This is a genomic window from Leifsonia sp. NPDC058194, from assembly GCF_042883605.1.
Lineage (GTDB): Bacteria > Actinomycetota > Actinomycetes > Actinomycetales > Microbacteriaceae > Leifsonia.
Genome location: NZ_JBHVVL010000002.1, coordinates 113,282 through 132,850, shown reverse-complemented (window position 1 = coordinate 132,850; position 19,569 = coordinate 113,282). Strand labels below are relative to the sequence as shown.

Here is a 19,569-nt window from a genome sequence, read left to right as displayed (position 1 = left end):
GCCGAACCGTGACCTTCGATCACCCCTCCTGCGCGAAGCGCGCAGCGCCGCTGTGCGCTTCGCCCGAACCGTGGACAACGCAAAACCCCTCTCGGGATACTCGGTCGCACCTTGCCCGTTCCTGAGAGGACACACATGAACCTGCTCCCCCGGCGTCACTGGCGACGCCCCACCATCGTGCTCATCGTCGCGGCCGTCGCCGCCGCTGCAGGCATCGCCGCCGGCACCTCCGCGAGCGCGCTCGGCGAGTCCGAGCCCCTCCTCTTCAAGGACACGACGCGCTGGCGCTACCTCGACACGAACGTCGATCCCGGCACCCCGACCGATCCGCTCGCGTGGACGCGCGGAGACTACGACGACTCCGCCTGGCTGGAGGGCGTCAAGGGCTTCGGCTCCGCGTACGGTGCGACGGAGGACATCGGGAGCGACTACCGCATCCGCACCCAGACGGCACAGTATGTCGACGACGCCCACACGATCAACATCCCCGCCCTGTTCTTTCGCTCCAGCTTCGACCTCACCGACGAGCGGCTGGCCGACATCGCGCGACTGGAGGCGTCCGTCGTCTACGACGACGCCCTCGAGGTCTACATCAACGGGGTGAAGGTCGGCGGTGCGAACGACGACGGGGTCACGGGCAACCTGACCTACGGCAGCCGTGAGATCGACGCGCCGGCCGTGGCCGACTTCGCGATCGACGCGTCCGTGCTCCGGCCCGGGACGAACACCGTGGCCGTGGCCGTCCACCAGGCGACGCCCGAGAGCCCGGACGTCTTCTTCGAGTTCGACACCCTCTGGGCAGTCAGCCGGTCCGCGCCGTCGCAGATCTCCGCCCTCAGTCTCCAGGTCGGCTCCGACGAGACCCAGCGGAACCTCACCTGGTACTCCGACTCGGGTGCCGACGAGGTCGTGCAGGTCGTGCCCGCCTCCGTCGCCGATGCCGAGTCGTTCCCCGCAGGAGCGGTGCAGGCCTTCCCGTCGACCTCGGGCGATGCGAAGCACTCGCAGCAGTGGCATCACTCCACCGTCACCGGTCTCATGGAGAACACCGAGTACCTGTACCGCGTCGGCAGCGCCGATCACGGCTGGTCACGCTCCCACCGGTTCGGCACGGGGACGTTCTCGTCCGACTACCACTTCACGTTCGTCGGCGACCCGCAGATCGGCGCCACCGACCTGGTCGACGATCAGGCCGGCTGGACCGACACCATCACGAAGGCCGACGCGACGTTCCCCGGATCGAGCTTCATCCTCTCGGCGGGAGACCAGGGCGAGAACGCCGGGAACGAGGCGCAGACCTCGGCCTTCCTCGCTCCGGAACTCATGCGGACCACCCCGCTCGCGACCAACATCGGCAACCACGACAACGAGAGCATCGCCTACCGGCAGCACTTCTTCATGCCGAACATCGATGACAACTACGGCGGCGCCTCCGCGGGCGAAGGCTCGGGAGGTGACTACTGGTTCACCTACAACGACGTCCTCTACCTGTCGCTGAACACCAACAACGAGGACAACGCCAACCACGCCGAGTTCCTCCGCACGGTCGTCGCCGAGCACGGCGCGAAAGCGCGATGGAAGGTGGTGACGTTCCACCAATCCGTGTTCAGCGTCGCCGACCACGCTCTCGACGACGACACCATCAAGCGGCGCGCCGAGCTCCCTCCCGTGTTCAGCGAACTCGGGATCGACTTCGTCCTGATGGGGCACGACCACACCTACACGCGCACCTTCCTCATGAACGGATCGGAGCCGAGCAACCGGTCGCTCGAGGGGACCCTCACACCTGCTCCCGGCGAAGTGCTCTACATCACGGGCAACAACTCCAGCGGGCACAAGTTCTACGACGTCGTCGAGGACCACGATTTCGACTACGTCGCGGTGAAGAACCAGGAGTACGTCGCGAACGTCTCGAACGTCGCGTTCAGCGGCAATACGGTGACGTTCACCACGTACCGGACGACGGACATGACCGAGGTGGATCGCATCACGCTCGCGAAGGCCGCTCCCCCGGTCGTCGACCCGCCGGCCGAGACGCCCGGTGTCACGACAGAGATCGCGCAGACCGGCTCCGAGTCGGGCTGGGTCCTGCCCGCCGCGCTGGTCGCCCTCGCCGCCGTCGCCACCGGCGTCGTGGCGGTGCTCCGCCGCCGCCGGTCGGTCCACGGTCACAGCTGAGGCCGTTCGACGTCGCGTCCGATTCCCGGACAGCGCCCTCCCGTGCCGCACGGGAGGGCGCTTCGTCGTGCGGCGGTCCGGGCCGCGGACGCTCACCGTCGGTGCGCATTTTCCTGCGTTCCGTGGACCGTTTCGCACCAGCCCGTTAGTGTCCGGGGATGGCCTCCCCGAGACCCCGACGCCCCCGCACCCGACTGCTCGTCGCCGCTGCGCTTCTCGCGACAGCGACGATGGCGCTCGTCGCCTGCACCCCGTCCGCGCCCCCTCCGTCGACGGCGACCAGCGGCTCGCCCCGTCTGGACGACGGCCCGGATCGGCCGTTCGTGACGGCGGGTCCCTCCGGGGTGACCGTCCGTGAGGGCGACGACTGGACCCTCCCCGCCGGGGTGCGTCCGACCGCCGCGTCGGGGTTCTTCTCCGAGCAGGCGTCCCCCGCCGACCGCGTCGCCGTCCGCTCGGTCGATGCGACGTGGCGCCAAGTGCAGCCCGCACAGGGCGGCCCGATCGATCGTGACGCGACCGGCGGGGCTCAGGAGATGGAGTTCGCATCGCTGAACGACCAGCTCGCCACCGACGGACCGTTCTGGATGCGCCTGTTCGCGAGCGGTGAGGACTGGGCGCCGACGTGGGTCGCCGAGCGCTGCGGCGTCACCCCGATCGGGCCCGACTACGACGGGCAGATGCACCTGCCGATCTGGAACGAGTGCGTGTGGTCGGCGCTGCTCGACACCTACCGCGAGCTCTTCCAGACGCAGGGCCTTGCCGCGGACCCGCGCCTGCGCTTCGTGTACGTGCCCGGCGCCTTCACCTGGGCCGAGTTCGACTACGACATCATCGGGTCGGCCGCGGCCGACGGCAGCCTGGACCTCGCCACCTACCGGTCGTGGTACGACCACGCCTGGACCGATCTGGTCGACATCTTCGGTGCGGACTCCGACAAGCTCGTCTTCACCGGCGAGGACTATCCGTTCGGTCCGTTCGGCGCCGACGACGACCTCCTGGCACGGCAGGCCGTGGACGCCGGCCTCGGCATCCGCACCGGCATCACGGAGCTCTCCAACTTCCATCTCAGCGAGGCCCCGTCGTACGGGTCGTCCGTCCTCCCGAACGGTCACCTCGTGGTCGACGAGTCGCTGCCGATCCACGACGGCTCCCGTGTCGTCGCCACGGAGAACGAGTGCTACACCGCCTGCGGCTACACCACCGACGACCCGTACTACGCCGTGCGGCAGTCGAACCTCAAAGCGCTGCAGCTGCGGGTGAACTGGATGTACGTCGTCCCCACGGACTCCTACCTGCGGCAGTACGCCCCGCATTGGGACTGGGTGCGGCTCTCCCTCGGCAAGACGGCCGCCACCTCGGCCGACGCGTGGGCGGATCTCCGTGACGCGGAGGACACGTACTGGGCGGGCGAGCCCACCGGACGGTTCGCCGACCCCGCGACCTGGATCGACCGGCCCTACGTGCGGAACCTCGAGCGCTGGCTGGTGCAGACCGACGTCCCGGGCTCCGTCGCCCACCGCAGCGATGCCGACGTTCACCGGAAGGTGTTCGAGCCGGACAACGGCACCGCATACGAGGGGCTGCGGACAAGCACGGCGGACGGGGACACAGGCCTGGTCTTCACCGTCGACGACCGTTTCGCCGCGGCCACGGCCGGCGACCACCTCGTGCTGAAGGTGACGTTCCGCGACAGCGGCTCGGGCTCGTTCCGCGTCGACTATCCCGGCGGCCGATCGGCTGACATCCCGCGCACCGGCGACGGGGAGTGGAAGACCGCGACCGTGTCGCTCCCCGGCATCCGCCATTCGGCCGGCTCGTCCGAAGACCTGCGCATCCGGCTCTCGCTCGACACGGGTGCGGACGATCTGGCCGTGCGCTTCGTGCGGCTCATCACGACGACGCCCTAGCACTCCCGCCGCGACGCCGGGATGACGCGGCCGGCCGCGCAGGTCGTCTCCCGGTACGACGTCGACGGCACCTCCGGCCGATCCGGTCGGCGGTGATCGTCCGTAGCGTGGAAGACATGACCGCCACTACTGCACCCCACCCCACTGCGTCCGCCCCCTCCGGCACCCGGCCCCAGGCCGGCATCGCGCCCCAGCCGGGCACCGGGCGCGGGACCGCGAGCCTCGTGCTCGGGATCTGCTCGCTGCTGGTCGGCTGGACCTTCTTCGCCCCCGTCATCGGGCTGATCCTGGGCGTCTCGTCCCGGAGTCGCGAGCCGTACGCCCGCGGCCGTGCCGGCTGGGGCATCGCCCTCAATCTGCTCGCGATGGGCGTCTGGATCCTGCTGGCGATCTTCGTGATCGCGTTCGGCGGCTTCGCGGCCGTGCAGAGCCTGATCGGCTGACAGCGGCCCCTCGGGGCCGGGCCGGATCGCTCAGCGGCGCCGCATCGGCCGCACGCTGAGCGACTCCACCGTCCCCGCCGGCGGCAGGTCGACGACGGTCCGCACCGTCGCCGCGACCATCTCCGGCGTGATCGTGTACGCCGCGTCGTAGGCGTGTCCTTCCCGGGCGACGAGTGCGCGCTGCATGTCCGTGTCCACGCGGCCCGGATGGATGCTGCTGACGCGGACGCCGTGCGGCCTCTCCTCCTCGCGCAGCGCATCCGTCAGGGCTCGCGCCGCGAACTTCGACGCCGCGTACGGTCCGCCTCCGGCCCCGCTCGTGAGGCCGGAGCCACTGTTGATCACGACGACCAGACCCTGCGCGGCGCGCAGCGCGGGCAGCGCGCGGCGGGTGAGCTCGGCCACCGCGAACACGTTCACCTCGAACAGCCGCCGCCAGGTCGCCAGATCGGTGTCCTGCACCGTTCCGCCGTCCTCGAGACCCGCCGAGTGGACGAGCACGTCGAGCCGCTCGGGCAGGCCCGGCAGCTCGGGCAGATCGTCTGCGGCCAGATCACCGACGAACGGCTCCCCCGACGGCAGCTGCGCCACCACCGCATCCACCGCCGCCGCATCCCGCCCGCCGACGAGCACGTGATGGGTGCGGCCGAGATCGCGGGCGATGGCGGCGCCGATGCCGCGGGAGGCGCCGGTGACGAGGGCGAGGGGTAGCGAGGTCGAGGTCATCCCTCGAGCCTAGGCGACCGTCAGCGGGCGGAACCGCCGTACCGCGTCGCGCGTCGTCTGCGGTCCCGCCGGAGCACCGCGATCCCGATCGCCAGGATCGCCACGGCGCCGAGGGCGGGGCCGATCAGCCCGGAGGTCGTCACCCCCGTCGCGGCCAGCTCCGCGGGCGCCGCTGCCGCCGCCGGGTCGGTCGCCGGGGCGGTCGGTTGCGGTTCCGGTCCGGGCGTCCCGTCGGCGACCAGCAGGGCGAGCAGGGGGATGGCGAGCTGCTCACCCGTCTCCCGGTGCTTGTTGAACATGGTCGTGACACCCGCACGCAAGCTCGGGGCGAGGGCGGTGTCGGTGCTGGAGCCGGCCGTGTCGCCGTCCTTGAACGCCCACGGGACGCCGACCTGCCAGGAGGCGGCCGATTTGAGCTCCCACCCCAGCCCCATCCGGAAGTCGACCGTCGTGCAGCCGCGAGGCGGCGTGGTGGAGGTGCACGACCGCGTGATGGTGCTGACCGGCTGCAGCGTGTCCTCCAGCGTGCGCACGCCGAGCGGTGCGCCGGCCGGGAGGTACCCGAGGTGTGCGGCGACCCAGGTGCCCATGTCCGTCGCGTCGGAGATGAGCCCGCCTCCTCCGCTCAGGGCGTTGGTGTTGTCCCAGGGGAATGCCGGCTGACCATCGTCGGCGTACGGCGTCGCGAGGCGCGGTCCCGGGATCTCGAGCATCGTGGAGGACAGCCCCAGCGCATCCAGGAACACGCCGTCGAGCGCCGCTTGGTAGGCCGGCGGCTGCGGCTCGGGCACGGCCTGCACGACGTTCGCCAGGATCGTCCCGAGCAGGCCGAAGCCCCAGTCCGAGTAGAGCCAGTCGGTGCCCGGCCGCCACGGCAGGGTGTACCCCTGCACGGCATCCCAGAGCATGGACTGGGTGTAGCCCGGGCGCGGGTTCGCGCACGTCGTGGCGGGTTCGCACCCGCGCTCGAAGTTCGGCGGCAGATCCGACAGCGCCGCCTGGTGGGTGGCGAGATCGCGCAGTGTGATGCGGGTCTTCGCCCCGGTGTCCGGATCCGTCCAGTCGGGAACGATGATCCCGGGTGGCGCGAAGTCCTGCACCGGGTCGTCGAGCGCCACCCGGCCGGAGGCGACGAGGAAGGCGAGCAGGTCGGCGGTGAAGATCTTCGATTCGGACCCGAGCTCGAACTGGGTCGAGGCGTCGACCGGTGTCGGCGATCCCAGCGTCGGGACGCCCGCGGCGAACGTCGTGATGACCGGCCCCTGCCCGTCGGGGTCCGGCGTGACCACGGCCACGGACAGACCGGGGAGCCCGTTGTCGGCGCGGAACGCCTCGACCCTCCGCTGGATCTCGTCGTGCAGCGCGGGCGTCATCCGGACGACCGACACCGGGGTCGCGTCCACCGCGGCGGCCGGGGCCGCCGCGGACGTGGCCAGGCCGGCCATCGCGGCCGCTGCGAGGGCCGCGGCGACGGAACGGGAACGGCGACGTCTCGTGGGACGAGGGATCACGGCGGACCTCCTTCGCGCGCATATTCGTGCCGAATGTCGACAACGCAACGCCCAAACCCCACATTCGGCACGAATCGCCCATCGGTTAGTCGCGCCGGACAGCAAAAAAGCCCCGGATTAACCGGAGCTTGATTTTGCTGGGGTACCTGGACTCGAACCAAGAACAACGGTACCAGAAACCGCCGTGTTGCCAATTACACCATACCCCAAGGGCTTCGGGCCTAGACCCGGGCACGAGAAACAACTCTAGCCTACGCGCGCGATGAACTACAAAACGGCGCGCTCGTCGACCTGGATGCCGATCAGGTCGCGGTTGACGGCGGCCGCGACGACCGCTCCGGAGCCGGCCGCGACGATGAGCTGCTGCGGGCCGGGGGCCGTCGTCTCGCCCGCGGCGTAGACGCCGGGAAGAGAGGTGCGGCCGTGCCGGTCCGTCACGAGGTAGCCGTCCGTGTCCCGGTCGAGGTCGAGGTCGTCGACGAAGCCGAGCGCCGGAGCCCAGCCGGGCCGGACGAAGCCGCCTGCGCGCTCGACGACGGTGCCGTCGCCCAGGCGCACACCCGACATGACGCCTTTGTCGCCCACCACGTCGTCGATCGGGCGCCGCTCGACACCGACGCCGAGGCGGGCCAGGGCGCGCTCCTCGTCGGCGCTCACGGGCGCGACGCCGTTGGTGAAGACGATGAGGTCGTCGGTCCACTGCGTGAGCAGCAGGGCGCGCTCGGCGAGGTCGGCGGACTCGCCGATCAGCGCGAGGGGCTTGTCGGCCTTCTCGAAGCCGTCGCATTCGACACAGCTGTGGAGCTGCGTGCCGTAGTAGGCGCGCAGGCTCGGGATGGCCGGCATCGTCTCGGTGACGCCGGTGGCGAGCACGAGCGTCTGGGCGACGGCGTCCACATCCGCTCCCCCGCGCACCCCGCGTGCGCGCACGCGGAATCCGGAGCCGTCCACCTCCACGGAGCCGACCTGCGCGAAGACGACCTGCGCGTTGTCGTAGGCGTCGACCTCCTCGCGGCCGAGACGCCGCAGCTCCAGCGGAGACACGCCGTCTCGGGTCAGGAAGCCCCGCGCGATGAGGGTCGCGGCGTGACGCGGACGGTTCCCGTCGACCACGAGCACGCGCCGGCGGGCGCGCGCGAGGTTGAGGGCGGTGGAGAGCCCGGCCGGGCCCCCGCCGACGACGACGACCTCGTAGGCGGCGTGCTCGCTCTGCTCGGGCACCGCTCCCCCTAGACCAGGGACGCCGAGAGCCGGTCGAGCCGCGCGATGGTGTCGGCCTTGCCGAGGATCTCCATCGATTCGAAGAGGGGAGGCGAGATGCGACGACCCGAGACGGCGACCCGCAGCGGCCCGAACGCGACGCGGGGCTTCAGGCCCATCGTCTCGATCAGGGCGTCGCGCAGAGCGCTCTCGATCGCGTCGTGCATCCACTCGGCCTCGGGGATGTCCTCGAGGGCGCCGAGGGAGGCGGCGAGCACCTCGCCGGTGTTGGCGGGCAGGGAGGCGCGCGCGTCGTCCTCCACGACCAGGGAGGCGGCGTCCGTGAACAGGAAGCCGAGCATCCCCGGCGCCTCGCCCAGCAGCTGCATGCGCTCCTGGACGAGCGGGGCCGCCTCCGCGAGGACGGCACGCTGCGTGTCCGTCAGGGGCTCGGTCAGCACGCCGGCGGCCACGAGGTACGGGATGGTGCGCTCGGCGAAGTCCCCGACCTCCAGCAGCCGGATGTGGTCGCCGTTGATCGACTCGGCCTTCTTCACGTCGAAGCGGGCCGGGTTGGGGTTCACGTCGGCGACGTCGAATGCGGCGACCATCTCGGCCGTCGAGAAGACGTCGCGGTCGTGGCTGAGCGACCAGCCGAGCAGCGCGAGGTAGTTCACCAGGCCCTCGGGGATGAACCCGCGGTCGCGGTGGTGGAAGAGGTTCGACTCCGGGTCGCGCTTGGAGAGCTTCTTGTTGCCGTCGCCCATCACGTACGGGAGGTGGCCGAAGCGCGGCACGAACGTCGTCACACCCGCGTCGATCAGCGCGTGGTACAGCGCGATCTGGCGAGGGGTGGACGAGAGGAGGTCCTCGCCGCGGAGCACGTGCGTGACGCCCATCAGCGCGTCGTCCACCGGGTTCACGAACGTGTAGAGGGGCTGCCCGTTCGGGCGCACCACCACGAAGTCGCTGAACGAGCCGGCCGGGAAGGTGATCTCGCCGCGCACCAGGTCGTCGAAGCTGAGGTCGTCGTCCGGCACCCGCAGGCGCAGGGCGGGCTCGCGGCCCTCGGCGCGGAAGGCGGCCTTCTGGTCGTCGGTGAGGTCGCGCTCGAAGTTGTCGTAGCCGAGCTTCGGGTCGCGGCCCAGCGAGACGTTGCGCGCCTCGATCTCCTCGCCGGTGGCGAAGCTCTCGTAGATGTGGCCGGAGGCGACCAGGCGCTCGATGAGCTCCCGGTAGATGCCGCCGCGCTGCGACTGGCGGTACGGCTCGTGCGGGCCGCCGACGTTCACCCCTTCGTCCCAGTCCAGCTTCAGCCAGGTGAGGGCGTCGAGGATCTGCCCGTAGCTCTCCTCGCTGTCGCGGGCCGCGTCGGTGTCCTCGATGCGGAAGATGAGCTTGCCGCCGGTGTGCCGCGCGTACGCCCAGTTGAAGAGCGCGGTGCGGATCAGCCCGACGTGCGGGGTGCCGGTCGGCGACGGGCAGAAGCGGACGCGGACGTCCGAGCCGGTGGCCGTGGAGAAGGGGTGCGAGGCGTTGTCTGACATACCGCGTCCAATCCTACTTGGGAGCGCGCACCGGGTTGACGAGGGAGCCGACGCCCTCGACCTCCACCTCGACCGTGTCGCCGGCAACGAGCGGCCCGACGCCGGCGGGCGTCCCGGTCAGGATCACGTCGCCGGGCAGCAGGGTGAAGACGCTCGACGCGTAGGCGATGATCGACGGGATGTCGTGGACCATCTCCGACAGGCGCGCCTCCTGCTTGAGCTCGCCGTTGACGCGCGTGCGCAGGAACGCCTCCGGGTCGAGCTCGGTCTCGATCACCGGGCCGAGCGGGCAGAACGTGTCGAAGCCTTTCGCGCGCGCCCACTGCCCGTCCTTCTTCTGCAGGTCGCGGGCGGTGACGTCGTTGGCGACGGTGTAGCCGAAGATGTGCTCGTGCGCCTTCTCGGCGGGCACGTTGCGCGCGATCTTGCCGATCACCACGGCCAGCTCGCCCTCGAACTCCACCTGCTGAGACTGCGGCGGCAGCAGGATGGCGTCGCCCAGGCCGATCACAGCGGTGTTCGGCTTGAGGAACAGCAGGGGCTCCTCGGGGGCCTCCCCGCCCATCTCGGCGGCGTGCTCCCGGTAGTTCTTGCCGACCGCGACCACCTTGGAGCGTGGGATGACCGGCGCGAGCAGCGCACCGACCTTCCCGAGCGGGACGCGCTCTCCCGTGGTGTCGAAGCCGGAGAACATGGGGTCTCCGGCGAGGACGACGAGGGCGTCCTCGTCGACGATTCCGTAGTCGATGGCGCCTTCGTGGCTGAACCGTGCGATCTTCACCCTACGAGCCTAGCGCCGCCACGATCCGGGCGATGGCGGGCGTCGGCACGCCGTCCCGCTCCCCGATCCGCAGCAGCGCGCCGCCGATGGCGTCGAGCTCGCTCGGCGTGCCCGCGGCGAGGTCCTCCTGCAGCGACGTGCGCATCCCGCCCGGGACGGTGCCGAGCACCCGCATGAGATCGAGAGCGGAGGCGGGCACGCCCTCCGCCGTCGAGCACGCGACGATCTCGGCGACGACGGCCTCGGTCAGCTCCGGGTCCTCGCTCAGGGCGCTGCCTGCCGGCTGCCGCCAGTACGACGTGAGCAGGGCCAGGGTGGACAGCATCCGGAACTTCGCCCAGAGCACCTCCGATTCCGTGCCCTGGGCGCGCACCCGCGGGCCGGCGCCCTCGAGCGCCCGCACGGCGGCGAACCCGGCAGCGGCCTCCGGCACCTCGATGTTCACGAACGGGCTGCGGTGGTCGATCACCGTCGGCGAGAGCCGGAGCGCGGAGACCGCGACCGAGGCCCCCGCCACCGGGATCCCCGGGAGCGCCGCGCGCAGCGGCCCGACATGCTCGACGCCGTTCAGGAACGAGACGACCTCGACGGGCCGGGAGGCCGCGACGTCGGGCAGCACGGCCTCCAGACCGTAGGCCTTCGTCGCGAGGAGGACGCTCGCGCCGGCCGGGACCTGCGTGGCCGCCGGCACGCGCTGGATCCCGTCGCCGAACTGCGCGCTGCGCACCTCGATGCCGTCCGCGCGCAACGCCTCGACCGTCGCCGGCCGACCGACGGCCACGACGTCGTGCCCTGCCCGATGCAGCAGCCAGGCCAGGAGGCCGCCGACCGCGCCGGGTCCGACCACCGCGAAAACCGTGTCGTCGCTCATCCCACCGATGCTAGCCGCCACTCGTCCACGGCGAGGGCCGTGATCGCTTCGGCCGTCGCTGCGATGGCGGGCACGACATCGGCTCCCGCCGCACCGACCAGGTTGATCGTGCGGCGGTCGCGGTTGCCCGTCGATCGCAGCACGACACCGGGCTGCGCACCGGCCGAGCCGACCGCCAGACCCGGCAGCAGCGCGACGCCCATCCCCTCGGCCACCATGCGCAGCACCGCCACGAAGTTGTCGGTCTCGTAGGCGATGCGCGGCTCGTAGCCACGGCCGGCCGTCAGCTCCAGGAGGTGCCCGCGACACCGCGGGCAGCCGCCGATCCAGGACTCCCCCGCGAGGTCGGCGAGGTCCACCCGGGGAGCCGCGGCGAGTCGGTGGCCGGCCGGGAGGGCGACCAGCATCTCGTCGTCCCACAGCGGGGCGACGGCGAGGCCGCGTGCGCTTTCGCGGTGCGGATCGACACGGTCGCCGGGATAGCTGAAGGTGATGGCCAGGTCGGCGGTCTGCGCGCGCACGGCCGCGACGGCTTCGGGAGGCTCGGCCTCCAGGTAGGTGATCCGCACGCCGGGATGGGTCGCCTCCATGGTGCTCAGCAGGCGCGGGACGATCGACGAGGACGCGGAAGGGAATCCCGCCAGCCGGACGCGACCGGTGCGGAGCCCGCGCAGGTCGTCGAGCTCGCCGGCCGCCGCGTCGAGTGCCGTCGTGACGGTGAGCGCGTGGCGGGCGAGCACGCGCCCGGCCTCGGTCAGCCGCACCCCGCGTCCGGCCCGGGAGACGACCGGGAGGCCGATGCGCGCCTCGAGCCGGCGCAGGTGCTGGCTGATCGCGGGCTGGCTGTAGCCGAGGGCATCGGCGGCGCGGGTGATCGACCCTTCGTCGGCGATGGCGCGGACGACGCGCAGGCTGTGGGAGTCGAGGTCGTCGGGCAGCATGCGGCAATCATAAGCACAGTGCATGTGTTCGATTGAATACCTGCCCTGGCGCGATGTATGACGGATGCCGCACCGTTGTTCCATGCTCACCGTTCAGCACCGTTTCCCCGCCGGCACCGGCTATCTCGCCGCATGCACCCAGGGGCTGCCGACCCACGAGACCGTCGCGGCAGGCAGAGCCGACCTGGACCGGTGGGCGGCCGGCGAGTCCTCCCCCGCCGGCTACGACGAGGCGGTGCGCCGTGCGCGCGCCTCGTTCGCCCGCCTCGCGGGAGTGCCGGTGGAGGCGGTCGCGATCGGCTCGCAGGTCTCGGTGCTGGCGGCGCTCGTGGCGGCGTCGGTTCCCGACGGGACCACCGTGCTCTGCGCCGAAGGCGACTTCGCCTCGATGGTCGAGCCGTTCCATGCCCAGGCGCATCGCGGCGTCGTCGTGCGCTCGGCGCCGCTCGAGCGCCTGGCGGACGCGGTCGACGAGACCGTCTGGCTCGTCGCGTTCTCGCTGGTCCAGTCGGCGACCGGAGCGATCGCCGACGCGGACGCGCTGCTCGACGCCTGCACGCGTAGCGGCACCCGGACCTTCGCCGACCTCACGCAGGCGCTGGGCTGGCTGCCGGTCGACGCCTCCCGGTTCGACGCGACCGTCACCCACGCCTACAAGTGGTTGTGCGCCCCGCGCGGTTCGGCCTTCCTCACGGTGGGAGACGCCCTGCTCGACGCACTCGTGCCCGTGCAGGCGGGCTGGTTCGCGGGAGACGACCCGTGGACCTCGTGCTACGGCGCCCTCGCCGTGCCGGCCCCCGACGCGCGCCGCTTCGACGTCTCCCCCGCGTGGCCCGTGTGGCCGGGCACCGCCGCTGCGCTCGCCCTCTTCGACGAGCTCGACCCGGTGGAGGTCCACGCCCACGCGACCGCGCTGGGCGACGCCTTCGCCGAGGGGCTCGGCCTCGGCGCGCGCGGGCGCGCCATCGTCACGTGGCCGGACCCGGAGGGCGCAGCGCTGGCGGCCCTGACCGCCGGCGGTCTGCGTGCCTCGGGACGAGCCGGGCGCGCCCGCGTCGCCTTCCACCTCTGGAACACGCCGGACGACGTGGAGGCCGCCCTGAGCGTGCTCCTGGCGGAGGCCCGTCGGTAGCGGAGGAGATCCGGGCCGCGACGCGCGCCCGGCACACGCAACGGAGGAGATCCCGCCCGTTTCGGGCGGGATCTCCTCCGTTGCCTGCCCTCGCCCGGCGCGCCGGGCGAGGACTCCTCCGTTAGCGGCCGGCTCAGCCGTCGAGGCGCATCATCCAGTTGTGACGGTCGCGCACGCGGCCGTACTGGATGTCGGTCAGCTCCTGGCGCAGTGCCATCGTCAGCTCCCCGGGGGGAGCGGTGATGTCGCCCACGGTGAAGGTGTCCGACTTGAGCTCGCCGATCGGGGTGATCACCGCGGCCGTCCCGCAGGCGAACACCTCGACGATGTCGCCGCTCTCCACACCGTCGCGCCACTCGTCGATCGTCACCCGGCGGCGCTCCACCGTGTGGCCGCGGTCGCGGGCGAGCTGCAGGATCGAGTCGAGCGTGATCCCCTCGAGGATGCTGTCGGACTCGGGGGTCACCACGGTGCCGTCCTTGTAGACGAGCACCACGTTCATCCCGCCGAGCTCTTCGAGGTACTTGCCCTCGACCGAGTCGAGGAACAGCACCTGGGCGCAGCCGTGCTCGGAGGCCTCGGCCTGCGGCAGGAGGCTGGAGGCGTAGTTGCCACCGGTCTTCGCGGCTCCCGTGCCACCCTGGCCGGCACGCGACCAGCGGTCGGAGAGCCAGATCGACACCGGCGCGACGCCGCCGCTGAAGTACGCGCCCGCCGGGCTCGCGATCAGGTAGTAGGCGACCTTGTTGGCCGGGCGCACGCCCAGGAAGGCCTCCTTGGCGAACATGAACGGGCGCAGGTAGAGGCTCGTCTCGGGAGCCGACGGCACCCAGTCCCCGTCGACCGCGACGAGCTGCTTCAGTGAGTCGAGGAAGTGCTCGACCGGCAGCTCGGGCAGCGCGAGCCGGTAGGCCGAGCGCTGCATGCGGGCGGCGTTGGCCTCCGGGCGGAAGGTCCAGATCGAGCCGTCCTCGTGGCGGTACGCCTTCAGCCCCTCGAAGATCTCCTGCGCATAGTGCAGCACGGCGGCAGAGGGGTCGAGCTGGATGGGACCGTACGGAGAGACGCGCGGCCGGTGCCACCCGCCCTTCGCCGACCAGCAGATGTCGACCATGTGGTCGGTGAAGTGGTTGCCGAACCCGGGGTCGGCGAGGATCTCCTCGCGCTCGGCGGCGGCGCGGGCCGCCTCATTGCGCGTGACCTGCCACAGGAGGCCGCTGGTCTCGGTCGGGCCACTGGTGAGGGAGATGCTGGTAGAAGTCATGAGAGTCCTTTGCGCTGCATGCGTGGTAGCAGGGTGATCTAATTCTGCGCCACCCGGGCGGCGATCGCGTCGCCGATCTCGGAAGTCGTGCGCTGCGGCCCGCTGCGGGAGGCCAGGTCGGCGGACACCGCCTGCTCCACGCGGGTCGCCTGCTCCTGGGCGCCGAGGTGGCGGAGCAGGAGTGCGACGGAGAGGATCGCGGCGGTGGGGTCGGCCTTCTGCTGGCCGGCGATGTCCGGAGCCGATCCGTGAACCGGTTCGAACATGCTCGGGAATGCGCCGGCGGGGTTGATGTTGCCCGACGCTGCCAGCCCGATGCCGCCGCTGATCGCGGCCGCGAGGTCGGTGAGGATGTCGCCGAAGAGGTTGTCCGTGACGATCACGTCAAATCTAGCAGGATCGGTGACCAGGAAGATCGTCGCCGCGTCGACGTGCAGGTAGTCGACGGCGACGCCGGGGTGCTCGGCGGCGACGGAGTCCACGATGCGCTTCCACAGGCCGCCCGCGAAGGTCAGCACGTTCGTCTTGTGGACCAGCGTCAGCTTCCGCCTGCGGTGCTCGGCCTGCTCGAAGGCGAAGCGCACGACCCGCTCGACACCGTACGCGGTGTTCACCGAGACCTCGTTCGCGATCTCGTGCGGTGTGCCCTGGCGGATCGCCCCGCCGTTGCCGACGTACGGCCCTTCCGTGCCCTCGCGGACGACGACGAAGTCGACCTCTCCCGGGTCCGCGAGCGGGCTGGCGATGCCGGGGAAGAGCGTCGTCGGGCGCAGGTTCACGTAGTGGTCGAGCGAGAAGCGCAGTTTCAGCAGCAGGCCGCGTTCGATGTTCGCTCCGGCCAGCCGGGGGTCTCCGGGCTTGCCGCCGACGGCGCCGAGCAGGATGGCATCGTGCGCCGAGATCGCCGCGAGGTCGTCGTCCGTCAGCACGTCGCCGGTGGCCAGGTAGCGGTCGGCCCCGAGCGAGAAGTGCGTCTTCTCGAATGCGAGGTCGCTCCCGGCGCTCACCGCGTCGAGGACCTTGACCGCTTCCGCGATCACCTCCGGGCCGATTCCGTCTCCGGGGATGACGGCGAGCTTGACGGTCTGGGACATGGCACTCCTGCGTGGTCGAGGCGGGCGGACACCCCCACATTACCGGCCGGGCGCGGCCCGCCGGGCGCCGTCTCAGCCGCGCAGCTTGCGCAGCGAGACCACGGCGAGCACGGCGGCCGCGACCATCAGGCCGACGCCGATCCCGGCGGTCAGACCGACACCGGAGTCGAAGGCCTCGCGCGCCGAGGCGAGCAGCTGCTCGCCCAGCGGCGCAGGCAGCTGACCGGCCACGGTGGTCGCACCGCCCAGGGTCTCCCCCGCGGCGTGCGCCTGCGCCTCGGTCAGCCCGCTCGGCAGCACCACCGCCGATCGGTACGACGCGGTCAGGATGGTGCCGAGCGTCGCGGTGCCGAGCACGGCGCCCAGCTCGTACGCGGTCTCGGAAACGGCGGAGGCCGCCCCGGCCTTCTCCGCGGGGGCGCTGGTCAGGATGAGCTCGTTCGACACGGTCTCCGCCGCACCGATCCCGAGCCCCAGCAGCACGAACGACAGGATGAGCGTCCCGGCCTGCGCATCGCCTCCCGAGAGCGCGATCACGAGGTAGCCGGTCGCCGAGATCGTGAGCGCGACCGGCACGACCACGGAGGGCCGCACCCGTCGGGCGATCGGAACGACGACGAGGCCGGCGACGATCATGGTCGCGAGTCCCGGGATGAGGACGAGCCCCGACTCGATCGGGCTGAGCCCGAGGACGAGCTGCAGGTGCTGGGACACGAAGAACAGGTAGCCGACGAGCGACACCACGCTCAGCAGGTTGATGAGCACCGCTCCGCTGAACGACGCGCGCCGGAAGAGCCGCATGTCGAGCATCGGGACGGGTCGGCGCAGCTGGCGGCGCACGAACAGCCAGCCCGCGACGACGCCGATCGCGATCGCGAGGATCCCGGCGACCGAGAAGCCGTCCGACGCGAGCGTCTTGATGCCGTAGACGACGGGCGCCATGGTGAGCAGGGAGAGCAGGATGCTCGGCACGTCGATCGGCCCGGGGTTGGGATCACGCGACTCGCGCACCAGCAGCGGCGTGAGGACGAGCAGCGGGATCAGCACGGGCACGGCCAGCAGGAACACCGAGCCCCACCAGAAGTGCTCGATCAGAAGGCCGCCGACGATCGGCCCGAGGGCGGATCCCGCCGCGAACCCGGATGCCCACACCGCGATGGCCAGCCGGCGCTGCTCGCGGTCGGTGAAGACGCTCCGCAGCAGCGAGAGCGTGGACGGCATGAGCATCGCACCGAAGAAGCCGAGGCTCGCGCGAGCGGCGATCAGCAGCTCGGTGGTCGGCGCGAAGGCCGCGCCCACCGAGACGAGGGCGAATCCCGTCGCCCCGATCATGAGCAACTTGCGACGGCCGATGCGGTCGCCGAGGCTGCCCATCGAGACGAGGAGGCCGGCGAGGACGAGGGGGTAGGCGTCGATGATCCAGAGCATCCCGGTGCCGCTCGGCTCGAGCGCCTGCGAGATCGCGGGCAGGGCGAAGCTCAGGACGGTGTTGTCGATCGAGACCAGGAGGACCGGGAGCATGAGGACGGCGAGCGCCACCCATTCGCGCGCACCGGCGCGCGGGGCGACGGAGGGCGCGGGCAGGGTGATGTTCGGCGTGGACATGGCATCTACTGTACCGTCTGGACGGTACAGCAATCAAGCTCGAGCGGCTAGCATGGCGGCATGGCCGAAACCCCCTCCGCCCGCGACCGCATCCTCGACGCCTTCGAGGAGCTCCTCGGCGAGCAGAGCGAGCGAGCGGCGACGCTGGATGCCGTCGCGGCGCGCGCGGGCGTCTCCAAGGGCGGCCTGCTGTACCACTTCGCCTCGAAGGACGCGATGGTCGACGGCGTGCTCGCCCGCCTGACCGCACAGGTCGAGACGGACCTGGAGCGGATGCGCACCGCGCCGGAGGGGCCCGTCGACTACTTCATCCGCACCTCCATCCCCACCGACAACGACCTCGAACGCTCGATCGTCGCGGTCGCGCGCCTGGCGCAGAGCTCGGACAGCCGGGCGAGGGACGCGCTCGCCGCCATGCAGCGCTCCTGGCTCGACATCCTCGAGTCGTCGGTCGGCGATCCGCTGGTGGCGCGGATCATCATGCTCATCGGCGACGGGATGTATTACAACACCGCCCTGCTCCCCGACACGAACGCCGTCCTGCGCAGCGAGACCGATCTCGACCGCGTGATCGAGCTCGTCAAGCGGCTCGCCGACGGGCCGACCGTCTGACCCGACGCCGGTGGGACCACCGGTGGGACCACCTACACGCCCGCCGGCCCGTCACGCCCCGCGTACCTCGGCGAGCCGGCGGAGGAGGAACCGCCTGACCCGCTCGTCCGAGGTCGCGTCGATCGCGCGGGCGTAGGCCTCCTCGGCTCGTGCAGGATGCCCGCCGGCGCGCAGCAGATCCGCCCGCACCGCCAGCGCCTGGCCCGCCACCACGCCGTCGAACACCTCCGGTCGCGCGTCGAGCTCGGCGAGAGCCGCGTCGGGCCCGACGTCCGGGCTGTACCCGCGCGCGACGATCCGGCCGAGCTGCGCCGTCGCCGACGGCCACCGGCTCACCAGGCCGTCGTACAGCCGCGCGATCGCCGGCCAGTCGGTGGCCTCCCACGTGCGGGCGATCCCATGGAGGCCCGCGATGGCCGCCTGGATCGCGAACCGGCCGGGGCCCTCCTCCGTCACCGTCGTCAACGCGCCGGTCGCGAGCCGTTCGCCCTCGGCCAGCATCCCGCGATCCCACTGGGAGCGGTCGGCATCCGCGAGCGTGACGAAGTCGTCCGGCACCGACAGTCGCGCCGTCTGCCGGGCCTCCGTGAGCAGCAGCAGGGCGAGCACTGCCGTCGCCTCCGGATCGTCGGGCCGCAGCCGGTGCGCATCCCGCGCCAGCTCGATCGCGTACGAGCGCAGACGACCGTCGGCGCGCGCGTGCCCGATCGTGTACAGCAGGTACACGGTCGTCAGCGCGTCCGGCAGCCGGGCGGTCAGGTCGCCCTGATCGTCCGCGGCGAAACGGAGCCGTGAGTCGTGGATGCGCTTCTTCGCCCGGGTGAGGCGTGCGGCCATCGTCGGCTCCTGCACCAGGAAGACCTCGGCCACCTGGGCCGTCGGCACCCCGCAGACGAACCGCAGCGCGAGTGCGACCCTGGTCTCCTCGGCCACCTCGGGATGGCAGACCAGGAGGATGAGCTCGAGCCGTTCGTCGCCCGTGAAGACATCATCGGCCAGCATGTCGGCCTCCGCCGATCCGATCAGGCCCGCGCGCCCGGCCTCGTCCGCAGCCAGCCCGGGAAGGGCGCGCAGCGCGGTGGACTCGCGGCGACGCATGTCGACCGCGATCCGCCGCGCGACGGTGGTGATCCAGGCCGCGGGATTCGCGGGCTCCCGCCCGGCCGCCTCCTCGGCGACGGCGCGCGCGAAGGCCTCCTGCACGGCGTCCTCCGCGAGCAGCAGGTCGCCGGTGGTGCGGGCGACGGCGCCCAGGATGCGCGGCGCCTCGGTGCGGTACGCGCGCTCGATGGCGGTGGTCACAGCTCATTCAAACAAGCTGCGACCACCGGCACAATCAGTTCACGCGGTCGAGGACGAGCACCGGGTAGAGCTCCACCCAGCCGGCGGTCGGCACCAGCGCCGCGAGTTCGCGCGCCTGCTCCGGGCTCGATGCGGTGAAGCCGTAGAAGCCGGTCACGACCTCCCGGGTCTCGCCGAACGGGCCGTCCGTGATCAGCGGCGCGCCGCCGGCGCGCGGGGTGATCTTCGTCGCGGCGCTGACGGGTTGCAGGGCGTTCATCGCGAGGATCTTCTCCCCCGCCGCTGCGACCGCCTCCTGGAACGCCCGGTGACCGGCCATCCCGGCCTCCCAGTCCTCCGCGCTCATCGACGCCGGATCCCAGTCGGGCTCCCGGATGAGCAGGACGTACTCCTCGGACATGATGTCTCCTTACGTCTCGCGCGCATGCGCGCTCTCTGATGTGAACACCAGT

Annotated in this window: 17 protein-coding genes and 1 tRNA gene; 5 read left to right on the top strand and 13 right to left on the bottom strand. The window is 71.6% G+C overall.

Going from position 1 to position 19,569, the window contains the following annotated elements; all coding sequences use genetic code 11:
- The first annotated feature begins 135 nt into the window (after window positions 1-135).
- The 3 genes from ACFVU2_RS07390 to ACFVU2_RS07380 all read left to right on the top strand — a co-directional run bounded on the left by ACFVU2_RS07390 (window position 136) and on the right by ACFVU2_RS07380 (window position 4,531).
- Window positions 136-2,178, top strand: coding sequence for a fibronectin type III domain-containing protein (locus ACFVU2_RS07390; RefSeq protein ID WP_387872597.1), 2,043 nt, complete (start codon window positions 136-138; stop codon window positions 2,176-2,178).
- Window positions 2,179-2,336: 158 nt separating this feature from the next.
- A complete protein-coding gene (locus ACFVU2_RS07385) occupies window positions 2,337-4,088 on the top strand; it encodes a hypothetical protein (protein WP_387872595.1) in 1,752 nt (583 codons plus the stop codon).
- Window positions 4,089-4,204: 116 nt separating this feature from the next.
- Window positions 4,205-4,531 carry a hypothetical protein gene (locus ACFVU2_RS07380; protein WP_387872593.1) on the top strand — a complete coding sequence of 109 codons (327 nt, stop codon included), beginning with the start codon at window positions 4,205-4,207 and terminating at the stop codon, window positions 4,529-4,531.
- Window positions 4,532-4,561: 30 nt separating this feature from the next.
- Here the strand turns inward: ACFVU2_RS07380 and ACFVU2_RS07375 are convergent, their stop codons facing one another.
- The 8 genes from ACFVU2_RS07375 to ACFVU2_RS07340 all read right to left on the bottom strand — a co-directional run bounded on the left by ACFVU2_RS07375 (window position 4,562) and on the right by ACFVU2_RS07340 (window position 12,108).
- Window positions 4,562-5,257, bottom strand: a complete 696-nt coding sequence (locus ACFVU2_RS07375; RefSeq protein ID WP_387872591.1) for an SDR family oxidoreductase — start codon at window positions 5,255-5,257, stop codon at window positions 4,562-4,564.
- 20 nt (window positions 5,258-5,277) lie between these two features.
- On the bottom strand, window positions 5,278-6,768 hold the full coding sequence (locus tag ACFVU2_RS07370; protein WP_387872590.1) for a serine hydrolase domain-containing protein: 1,491 nt from the start codon (window positions 6,766-6,768) through the stop codon (window positions 5,278-5,280).
- 137 nt (window positions 6,769-6,905) lie between these two features.
- A tRNA-Gln gene (locus ACFVU2_RS07365) sits at window positions 6,906-6,977 on the bottom strand.
- A 58-nt stretch (window positions 6,978-7,035) separates the two neighbouring features.
- Entirely contained in the window at window positions 7,036-7,989 is a 954-nt protein-coding gene (locus ACFVU2_RS07360; RefSeq protein ID WP_387872589.1) for an NAD(P)/FAD-dependent oxidoreductase, read from the bottom strand.
- Window positions 7,990-7,997: 8 nt separating this feature from the next.
- Window positions 7,998-9,515 (bottom strand): glutamate--tRNA ligase, encoded by a 1,518-nt coding sequence (gene gltX / locus ACFVU2_RS07355; RefSeq protein ID WP_387872588.1) that lies wholly within the window; start codon window positions 9,513-9,515, stop codon window positions 7,998-8,000.
- Window positions 9,516-9,528: 13 nt separating this feature from the next.
- Window positions 9,529-10,296, bottom strand: coding sequence for a fumarylacetoacetate hydrolase family protein (locus ACFVU2_RS07350; protein WP_387872586.1), 768 nt, complete (start codon window positions 10,294-10,296; stop codon window positions 9,529-9,531).
- A 1-nt stretch (window position 10,297) separates the two neighbouring features.
- Entirely contained in the window at window positions 10,298-11,167 is an 870-nt protein-coding gene (locus ACFVU2_RS07345) for a ketopantoate reductase family protein (protein WP_387872584.1), read from the bottom strand.
- Window positions 11,164-12,108, bottom strand: coding sequence for a LysR family transcriptional regulator (locus tag ACFVU2_RS07340; protein ID WP_387872582.1), 945 nt, complete (start codon window positions 12,106-12,108; stop codon window positions 11,164-11,166). The genes ACFVU2_RS07345 and ACFVU2_RS07340 overlap by 4 nt, the downstream gene beginning before the upstream one ends.
- A gap of 82 nt (window positions 12,109-12,190) precedes the next feature.
- Between ACFVU2_RS07340 and ACFVU2_RS07335 the strand changes: the two genes are divergently transcribed.
- The gene (locus ACFVU2_RS07335) at window positions 12,191-13,240 is read left to right on the top strand and encodes an aminotransferase class V-fold PLP-dependent enzyme (protein ID WP_387872581.1); all 1,050 of its coding nucleotides are present in this window, start codon (window positions 12,191-12,193) and stop codon (window positions 13,238-13,240) included.
- 133 nt (window positions 13,241-13,373) lie between these two features.
- On the opposite strand, the gene ACFVU2_RS07330 is transcribed toward ACFVU2_RS07335, so the two are convergent.
- The 3 genes from ACFVU2_RS07330 to ACFVU2_RS07320 all read right to left on the bottom strand — a co-directional run bounded on the left by ACFVU2_RS07330 (window position 13,374) and on the right by ACFVU2_RS07320 (window position 17,203).
- On the bottom strand, window positions 13,374-14,504 hold the full coding sequence (locus ACFVU2_RS07330; protein WP_387872579.1) for a branched-chain amino acid aminotransferase: 1,131 nt from the start codon (window positions 14,502-14,504) through the stop codon (window positions 13,374-13,376).
- A 38-nt stretch (window positions 14,505-14,542) separates the two neighbouring features.
- The gene (locus ACFVU2_RS07325; RefSeq protein WP_387872578.1) at window positions 14,543-15,598 is read right to left on the bottom strand and encodes a 3-isopropylmalate dehydrogenase; all 1,056 of its coding nucleotides are present in this window, start codon (window positions 15,596-15,598) and stop codon (window positions 14,543-14,545) included.
- A 72-nt stretch (window positions 15,599-15,670) separates the two neighbouring features.
- Window positions 15,671-17,203 (bottom strand): MFS transporter, encoded by a 1,533-nt coding sequence (locus tag ACFVU2_RS07320; protein ID WP_387872576.1) that lies wholly within the window; start codon window positions 17,201-17,203, stop codon window positions 15,671-15,673.
- A gap of 60 nt (window positions 17,204-17,263) precedes the next feature.
- Here ACFVU2_RS07320 and ACFVU2_RS07315 point away from each other — a divergent pair, with 60 nt between their 5' ends.
- A complete protein-coding gene (locus ACFVU2_RS07315) occupies window positions 17,264-17,815 on the top strand; it encodes a TetR/AcrR family transcriptional regulator (RefSeq protein WP_387872575.1) in 552 nt (183 codons plus the stop codon).
- 51 nt (window positions 17,816-17,866) lie between these two features.
- On the opposite strand, the gene ACFVU2_RS07310 is transcribed toward ACFVU2_RS07315, so the two are convergent.
- Together ACFVU2_RS07310 and ACFVU2_RS07305 are read right to left on the bottom strand one after the other, a co-directional pair.
- Window positions 17,867-19,117: an RNA polymerase sigma factor gene (locus ACFVU2_RS07310; RefSeq protein WP_387872573.1), complete on the bottom strand. Its 1,251-nt coding sequence runs from the start codon at window positions 19,115-19,117 to the stop codon at window positions 17,867-17,869.
- Between the two features lie 34 nt (window positions 19,118-19,151).
- The gene (locus ACFVU2_RS07305) at window positions 19,152-19,517 is read right to left on the bottom strand and encodes a YciI family protein (RefSeq protein WP_387872571.1); all 366 of its coding nucleotides are present in this window, start codon (window positions 19,515-19,517) and stop codon (window positions 19,152-19,154) included.
- Between the last annotated feature and the right edge of the window lie 52 nt (window positions 19,518-19,569).

What these genes read in the sequence shown, in the direction of transcription:
- ACFVU2_RS07375 (WP_387872591.1), bottom strand. Translation starts at nt 5,257, where the DNA reads ATGACCTCGACCTCGCTACCCCTCGCCCTCGTCACCGGCGCCTCCCGC.
- ACFVU2_RS07330 (WP_387872579.1), bottom strand. Translation starts at nt 14,504, where the DNA reads ATGACTTCTACCAGCATCTCCCTCACCAGTGGCCCGACCGAGACCAGC.
- gltX (WP_387872588.1), bottom strand. Translation starts at nt 9,515, where the DNA reads ATGTCAGACAACGCCTCGCACCCCTTCTCCACGGCCACCGGCTCGGAC.
- ACFVU2_RS07335 (WP_387872581.1), top strand. Translation starts at nt 12,191, where the DNA reads ATGCTCACCGTTCAGCACCGTTTCCCCGCCGGCACCGGCTATCTCGCC.
- ACFVU2_RS07320 (WP_387872576.1), bottom strand. Translation starts at nt 17,203, where the DNA reads ATGTCCACGCCGAACATCACCCTGCCCGCGCCCTCCGTCGCCCCGCGC.
- ACFVU2_RS07385 (WP_387872595.1), top strand. Translation starts at nt 2,337, where the DNA reads ATGGCCTCCCCGAGACCCCGACGCCCCCGCACCCGACTGCTCGTCGCC.
- ACFVU2_RS07315 (WP_387872575.1), top strand. Translation starts at nt 17,264, where the DNA reads ATGGCCGAAACCCCCTCCGCCCGCGACCGCATCCTCGACGCCTTCGAG.
- ACFVU2_RS07380 (WP_387872593.1), top strand. Translation starts at nt 4,205, where the DNA reads ATGACCGCCACTACTGCACCCCACCCCACTGCGTCCGCCCCCTCCGGC.
- ACFVU2_RS07340 (WP_387872582.1), bottom strand. Translation starts at nt 12,108, where the DNA reads ATGCTGCCCGACGACCTCGACTCCCACAGCCTGCGCGTCGTCCGCGCC.
- ACFVU2_RS07345 (WP_387872584.1), bottom strand. Translation starts at nt 11,167, where the DNA reads ATGAGCGACGACACGGTTTTCGCGGTGGTCGGACCCGGCGCGGTCGGC.
- ACFVU2_RS07325 (WP_387872578.1), bottom strand. Translation starts at nt 15,598, where the DNA reads ATGTCCCAGACCGTCAAGCTCGCCGTCATCCCCGGAGACGGAATCGGC.
- ACFVU2_RS07390 (WP_387872597.1), top strand. Translation starts at nt 136, where the DNA reads ATGAACCTGCTCCCCCGGCGTCACTGGCGACGCCCCACCATCGTGCTC.
- ACFVU2_RS07305 (WP_387872571.1), bottom strand. Translation starts at nt 19,517, where the DNA reads ATGTCCGAGGAGTACGTCCTGCTCATCCGGGAGCCCGACTGGGATCCG.